We start from the raw sequence: 7,371 nt of genomic DNA, 5'->3' as shown, positions 1-7,371 counted from the left end.
AATTCCCGAACCTGACGGGCGGGACATCCGTGATGCTGCCCAACCACCACCTCGCGAAACCCGTTCTGATCGGTGAAATCACCGCTGACGGTCAGTTCGATATCATCTCACAAACGGCTGAGGTGCCGGGTGATGCATGGACGGATTTCTTGCCGGAATCTGCGGTCCTGACCTCCGATTGGCAAAAGCTGAAGTGCGGGATGTTTAACACCGAAACTGAGACCTGCGTTCAGTTGACCTCCAACTACTAAACCCTTCTGAGATCCGGGCGCGGCGGCCTTTCTTTGCCGCGCCCGGGTGTCCAATAAAAACGGAAAGACCCCTTATATGCGCCGCCTATTCTTTGCAATTTTGCTTGTTTTTTGCGGGGGCTTCACGGCGCACGCACAGACATTGCAAGGCATTCTACAGACCCACGTGGATGAGGTCGCAAAGCCCTCTCGACGCGGTGTCGCCATCGTTTTGGATGATCTTGTGGCGTCCGGACTTCCCCAAGCCACACCCTTTTTAGAACAATGGGCCGAGCGCAACGTTTGGCAGCGCGACGATGGTCTGTTCTTCATTGTCACCGCTGAAGGTGAGACGCTGACTTTGCGCGACGTTGATACGGGTGGTGCACTCAGCGGGGCGAAAGAAGCCTTTACTCAAGTGCGTCCTAATGGCGGTGTACGTCGTGCTATCGGCACGGCCCTTGTACAATTCCAGCTATCCGACCCAGAGATTTCGCGCCGTCAGGCGGCGGTTGATAGCATCGCGCGGCGCGGCACGGCAGAACAACTCGCGCCTTTGCGGGCCTCAATCGCGGGTGAAACTGATCCCGCACTGCGCGCCCGCAAAGAACAACTGGTCAACTTTCTTGCGGCTCGGTTTTCTGACGATACGGCAGAGCGTGTCGCGGCGATTGAAGGGCTATCAGGCGACATATCGGTCGAAACGCGCGCGGTGTTAAACCAAATCTTAACCACTCAGGATGGCGTCGCAGCGGATAAACCGCAGGGCAATATTGCCGCGCTGCGCGATCCGATGCAGGACCCCGAGGCAGCCTATGCTGAACTGGTGGCTGCCAAGCTCGCACCCCCGCGTCAAACCGCGAGCGAAATTCGCGCCGTCCTAGAGGCGAATATCGATGCAGGGCGTGTCGGTGGCGTGCCCCTTGCACAACTCAATACGACGCCTGCGCGTGAACGGGCCTATGCCGCGCTTGCCGCCGCCGATCTGGCCCCTGAACTGATCACCGAAGCATATCGAAATTCGGCCATTGATGCGCATGTCTTTTACACCTTGTACGATGAAGACGACGTGGCCGTGACCGCCGCCGCCGAGGCCGCACTGGCTGAGGTCGAAGCCCGCGTTGGACGTGCCACATTCGTCGACCTAACGCTCGATGCGCTGTCGCTGGCGTCCATCTTTTTCCTAGCGGCAATCGGGTTGGCCATTACGTTCGGTGTGATGAAGGTCATCAACATGGCCCACGGTGAATTCATCATGATGGGCGCCTACACCGGGTTTGTGGTGCAGCAGTTCATTCCAAATTACACTGTCTCGATCCTCGTGGCTTTGCCGCTGGCTTTTGCCGTGACATTCGGGGCCGGGGTCTTGATGGAGCGGTTGGTCATCCGGCACCTTTACCACCGTCCGCTCGAAACGCTGCTGGCGACCTTTGGGATTTCCATCGCGCTGCAACAATTGGCCAAGAACATCTTTGGCACGCAGGCCCGTCCATTGACGTCACCTGACTGGCTGGCTGGCGCATGGGTTCTGAATGACGTGGTGCAGATCAGCTATATCCGCATCGCGATCTTCGTGCTGGCGTTCATCTTCCTTGGGCTGATCCTGTTCATCCTCAAACGCACACGCCTCGGCCTAGAGGTCCGTGCCGTCACGCAAAACCCAGGCATGGCGTCCAGCATGGGCATCAATCCGGACCGCATCAATATGATGACCTTTGGCCTTGGGTCGGGCATTGCGGGCATCGCGGGGGTCGCGATTGGTCTCTACGCCAAGGTCACCTCCGAGATGGGCGCCGATTACATCGTCCAAAGCTTTATGACGGTGGTCGTGGGCGGCGTGGGCAATGTGTGGGGTACACTTGCAGGGGCCACATTGATTGGCTTTGGGCAAAAGGGCATCGAATGGCTCAATCCGTCCAACACGCTGGCTGCACAAACCTACATGATCCTTTTGGTGATCTTGTTCATTCAATTCCGGCCTAGGGGGATTGTCGCCCTCAAGGGTCGCGCGGCGGGAGACGACTGATGGAACGCACGTTTATTGGAAAAAACCCATCGGTATTGTGGTTTTTGCTGGGCTTGGCGGTGTTCACGGTCGTCGTGACGATCATGTCCGAGGCGACGGGCTCTGCCGTGATCTCAACCTCATTCTTGAAAACCTTGGGCAAGACGCTGTGCCTGTGCCTTGTGGCCATCGCGATGGACGTGGTCTGGGGCTATTGCGGGATCCTGTCACTGGGCCACTTCGCGTTCTTCGGGATCGGAGGTTACGCGATTGGAATGTGGCTGATGTACGCCCGGACCGAGGATATTGTGGTCGACAGCCTCTCGGGCGCGGTCATCCCGCCCACCCCAGAGGAAATAACGCAGGCCGTCGGAACACAGATATTCGGCGTGGTCGGCTCATCCGATTTCCCCATGATCTGGTCGTTCTCGCATTCACTGACGCTCCAATTGTTGGCGGTGGTGCTGGTTCCGGGGCTCTTGGCGTTGGTCTTTGGCTGGCTCGCTTTCCGTAGCCGGGTGACCGGCGTGTACCTGTCGATCCTGACACAGGCCATGACGCTGGCCCTCGCGCTCTACTTCTTTCAGAATGACACAGGACTGCGCGGCAACAACGGGCTTTCGGGGCTGCAAAACATCCCCGGCCTTGATGCCGTACCCCAATCCACACTGTCGCTTTGGTTCTTTTGGGCTTCGGCCTTTGCGCTGGGCGCGGGCTACGTTCTGTTTGCGTGGATCACCTCTGGCAAACTCGGCTCGGTCATCCGCGCCATCCGCGATAATGAGGCCCGCGTTCGGTTCCTTGGCTACCACGTCGAAGGTTACAAACTGTTCGTGTTCACTCTCACGGCGATGGTCGCGGGCATTGCAGGCGCGCTCTATTACCCGCAAGCGGGCATAATTAACCCGGCTGAAATCGCGCCGATTGCGTCGATCTATCTGGCGGTTTGGGTGGCTATCGGGGGGCGCGGGCGGCTTTACGGCGCGGTCATTGGCGCGGCGGTCGTGTCGCTGATGTCGTCTTGGTTCACGGGGGGCGGCGCGCCCAACATCAACCTCGGTTTCTATACGATCCAGTGGACGGATTGGTGGCTGGTCCTGCTGGGCTTTACCTTTGTCGTCGTCACATTGTTCGCCCCCAAAGGGATCGGCGGGCTCATCGACTTGCTCACTTTGCGTAAGAAAGGGGGCGTATAATGGCCTCACTCCTCGAAGTTTCTGGCGTCTCGGTCACGTTTGACGGGTTCCGCGCGATCAACAATCTGTCTCTCCAGATCGGAGAACCAGAGCTGCGCGCCGTGATCGGGCCCAATGGCGCGGGCAAGACGACGTTCATGGACATCGTCACTGGCAAAACCCGCCCCGATGAGGGCAAAGTCCTCTGGGGAGAGATGTCTCAGTCGCTGTTGAAAATGTCTGAGAGCGAGATTGCGCAGGCCGGCATCGGGCGCAAATTTCAAAAACCCACCGTGTTTGAGGCGCAGACCGTGCGCGAAAACATCACGATGGCCCTGAAAAACCCGCGCGGCCCCTTTGATCTATTGTTCAAGCGCAAGGCCGACAATTCCGAGGCCCGCGTGCTGGAAATCAGCGATGAGATCGGGCTAACCGATGTCCTCGATAAAACTTCGGGCGCGCTGAGCCATGGGCAAAAACAATGGCTCGAAATCGGGATGCTGCTGGCGCAAGATCCGCGGCTGTTGCTTGTCGATGAACCCGCCGCGGGCATGACCCCGGCCGAGCGTGAACACACCACAGACCTGTTGAAACGCGCCGCCAAAACCCGCGCTGTGATCGTGGTTGAGCACGATATGGAATTCGTGCGGCGGCTGGAATGCAAGGTGACGGTGCTGCACCAAGGCTCGGTCCTTGCCGAAGGTTCACTCGATCATGTCACGCAAAACCAAGACGTTATCGACGTCTATCTGGGGCGATAAGATGCTGGAAATCAAAGACCTGACCCTGAAATACGGGCAAAGCCAAATCCTCCACGGCGTTAACCTTAGCGCACGGGTGGGAGAGGTCACGTGCGTCATGGGCACCAACGGTGTGGGCAAAACCTCGCTTCTAAAGGCTATCGCGGGGCGGCATCCTTATGCAGATGGCACTATCGCGGTCGGCGGCGATGTGCTGAACCACCCATCGGCGTTTGACGCCGCACGCGCTGGCATCGCCTACGTGCCGCAAGGGCGTGAGATTTTTCCGATGATGACCGTGTTGGAAAACATGGAAAGCGGATTTGCATGCCTGCCCAAGGCGCAACACTACGTGCCTGACCAGATTTATGATCTGTTTCCAGTGCTGAAGGAAATGACCGACCGGCGGGGCGGCGACCTGTCCGGCGGACAGCAACAGCAGTTGGCCATTGCTCGCGCTCTCATCACAAAGCCACGTGTTTTGTTACTGGACGAACCGACCGAGGGCATTCAGCCCAACATCATCAAACAGATCGGCAATGTTATCAAAATCCTCTGTGATCAGGGGGATATGGCCATTGTTTTGGTCGAGCAGTTCTTTGATTTTGCCTTCGATCTGGGGGCGACATTCACGGTCATGAACCGGGGCGAGGTGGTGTTTGACAAACGCGTTGACGCGCTAACCCGCGATGAACTGTACCAAGAGGTGTTGGTATAGATGATCGACCGCACCCTCCGGATATTGGTGGTTGAGCAAGATCAGGAGCGCGCGCGCAACATCATTGACGCGTTGATTGAAGCAGGGTGGCCCAACGCGCGGGCCATCGGAAATACCTCTCGGTTAGAGCGTGAGATCGCGGCCCATACCCCCGATATCGTGTTGATCGATTTGGCCAACCCCGACCGCGACACGCTTGAACAGATTGCCGTCGCGACCGAAAGCCGGGAACGCCCCGTCGCCCTGTTCGTGGACCGCACGGATGAGGATTTAACGCAGGCCGCGCTCGCGGCAGGTGTGAGTGCCTATGTCGTCGATGGGCTTCAGATGAACCGCATCCGGTCCGTGCTTGAAACGGCCATCGCGCGATTTCAGATCATGCGTCAAATGCAGTCAGAACTGGATGCCGCCAAGCGCGCGCTGGGCGATCGCAAAACGATTGACCGCGCCAAGGGGATCCTCATGCGCCAACGCGCCCTAAGCGAGGATCAAGCGTATCAACTGTTGCGCAAGACGGCGATGGATCAAGGACGCAAGGTGATTGATGTGGCTCAAGCTCTTGTTACGGCTGCGGATTTGTTGGGATGAGCTTGACGATCCTCACCTGTGGCTACGTGCCGTTGGTCGATTGCGCGCCGTTGATCGTCGCCAAAGAGCTTGGCTTTGCCGAGGACGAAGGCATCGCACTGGACCTGATCGCACAACCCTCATGGTCCGCCACGCGCGACATGCTGGCGCTGGGCCATCTGGATGCCGCGCACCTGCTCTCGCCGATGCCGATTGCGATGTCCCTGGGCTTGGGCGGCCTACCCGGTGAAATCGACGCGTTGATGGTTTTGTCCGTTAACGGGACCATCTTTGGTGTCTCGAACGCCATCGCAGACCAAATCGGCGCAACCTTTGGTGATGTGCGCAGCGTGGCCGCCGGTTTGGCCGGGCTCAACACTGACAGATTGCGCGTTGGAGTGCCGTTTCACTACTCCATGCACCGGTTGCTGCTAGAGTATTTTTTGCGCGACCAATCAGCGCCAAGGGTCCAGATTATCGCGGTCCCGCCCGCGCGCATGGCCGATGCCATAGCGGATGGCGACATCGACGCCTTTTGGGTGGGTGAGCCGTGGGGCAGTGCGGCCGTCGCGCGCGGGGTGGCCCAATTGGTTCTGCCGGGCAGCGCCATCTGGGCCTTTGCGCCGGAAAAAGTGTTGGCCGCACGCCACGACTGGATCGCGGAAAACCCGGCCAAGGTCCGGCACCTGATGCGGGCGGTTTATGCAGCGGCCAAATGGCTGGACACGCCGCGCAACAAACCACTGGCCGTAGAAATCCTCGCGCGGAGCGAGCACCTTAACCTTCCTGCAGAATTGATTGATCCCGCAATAAGTGGGCAAATCACACCGGGTGCACACCATTCGCCCGCACATGTGGACCGGTTCTTATTGTTCGATTCTCAGGCCGCGCATTTCCCGTGGCGGTCACAGGCGGCGTGGATTGCGCAGCACCTTGGTGCAGACGCCCAAGGTATCCAGCGGGCAAAGGCTTGTTTTCGCTCCGATATCTATCGCGACGTTTTGGGCCCCGCCGGCGCGGACCTGCCGGGTGGGTCGGAAAAAGTCGAAGGATTCATGCGCCACGCCACGGCCGTCGCCTCAACCCGTGGCCACATGATTTTGGGTCCAGACGCTTTTTTTGATGACAAAATTTTCGATTTCACCCCAGAGAATTGATCAAATTCTAGGCAAATGCTGCATTGCGGCGTGATGCGCAGCCCTGATTCACACGCGGCTCTTGCGTCAAATCACGTCGATCTGACATCAGTTAACCACGGGCAACGATGGCCGTAGACAGTTTCCGTGGCGCCGACGCAGGTGCCACAAACAAAAAGCAAAGCCGCTTGTAAGCCGACGGATCCTCCCCCGTCGCGTTTTACAGGCGGCTTTTTTATTTCTGGTCCCCCCGGACTGACACACACACAAAGGACATAGTTCCATGAAGTCACTCCTATCCCTTTCTATTGCGGCGTCTCTCATGGCCTCTGCTGCTGCCGCTGATTTTCTTGAGTTAGAAAAAGATGAATTAACGTTTGGTTTTATTAAGTTAACCGACATGGCGCCGCTCGCTGTGGCCTATGAAAACGGCTACTTTGAGGACGAAGGCCTGTTCGTCACCCTAGAGGCGCAGGCCAATTGGAAGGTCCTGCTGGACGGTGTGATCTCCGGCCAATTGGACGGCGCGCACATGCTGGCGGGTCAGCCATTGGCCGCGACCATCGGCTACGGCACCCAAGCCCACATCATCACGCCGTTCTCAATGGACTTGAACGGCAATGCCATCACTGTCTCGAATGAGATTTGGGATCAGATGCGCCCCAATATCCCGTCCATGGCTGATGGTCGCCCGCAGCACCCCATTTCAGCGGCCGCCCTCAAGCCTGTGGTTGAGGATTACCAAGACCAAGGCATCCCCTTCAACATGGGCATGGTGTTCCCCGTTTCGACCCACAACT

At 58.3% G+C, this 7,371-nt stretch carries 8 protein-coding genes; all 8 read left to right on the top strand.

The annotated features are described in order from the left end of the window. Window positions 1-251, top strand: a 251-nt coding sequence (locus tag AC4GMC_RS16480; RefSeq protein ID WP_490391475.1) for a transporter substrate-binding protein, incomplete at its 5' end; no start/stop codon positions are given. Between the two features lie 76 nt (window positions 252-327). Further along, window positions 328-2,256 (top strand): urea ABC transporter permease subunit UrtB, encoded by a 1,929-nt coding sequence (urtB, locus tag AC4GMC_RS16475; protein WP_487878408.1) that lies wholly within the window; start codon window positions 328-330, stop codon window positions 2,254-2,256. Further along, window positions 2,256-3,431, top strand: coding sequence for an urea ABC transporter permease subunit UrtC (gene urtC, locus AC4GMC_RS16470; RefSeq protein ID WP_487878407.1), 1,176 nt, complete (start codon window positions 2,256-2,258; stop codon window positions 3,429-3,431). Before urtB ends, urtC begins: the two co-directional genes overlap by 1 nt. Further along, window positions 3,431-4,171 (top strand): urea ABC transporter ATP-binding protein UrtD, encoded by a 741-nt coding sequence (urtD, locus tag AC4GMC_RS16465; protein WP_038005842.1) that lies wholly within the window; start codon window positions 3,431-3,433, stop codon window positions 4,169-4,171. The genes urtC and urtD overlap by 1 nt, the downstream gene beginning before the upstream one ends. 1 nt (window position 4,172) lies before the next feature. Beyond that, complete coding sequence (gene urtE, locus AC4GMC_RS16460) at window positions 4,173-4,868, top strand: urea ABC transporter ATP-binding subunit UrtE (protein ID WP_487876423.1); 696 nt, start codon at window positions 4,173-4,175, stop codon at window positions 4,866-4,868. A gap of 3 nt (window positions 4,869-4,871) precedes the next feature. Then, a complete protein-coding gene (locus AC4GMC_RS16455) occupies window positions 4,872-5,456 on the top strand; it encodes an ANTAR domain-containing response regulator (RefSeq protein ID WP_487876422.1) in 585 nt (194 codons plus the stop codon). Then, window positions 5,453-6,592, top strand: a complete 1,140-nt coding sequence (locus tag AC4GMC_RS16450) for a CmpA/NrtA family ABC transporter substrate-binding protein (RefSeq protein ID WP_487876420.1) — start codon at window positions 5,453-5,455, stop codon at window positions 6,590-6,592. Before AC4GMC_RS16455 ends, AC4GMC_RS16450 begins: the two co-directional genes overlap by 4 nt. A 262-nt stretch (window positions 6,593-6,854) precedes the next feature. Then, window positions 6,855-7,371, top strand: a 517-nt coding sequence (locus tag AC4GMC_RS16445) for a CmpA/NrtA family ABC transporter substrate-binding protein (RefSeq protein ID WP_488089371.1), incomplete at its 3' end; no start/stop codon positions are given.

This window comes from Thalassobacter sp., from assembly GCF_982993085.1.
This window is presented reverse-complemented; position numbering and strand designations above follow the sequence as displayed.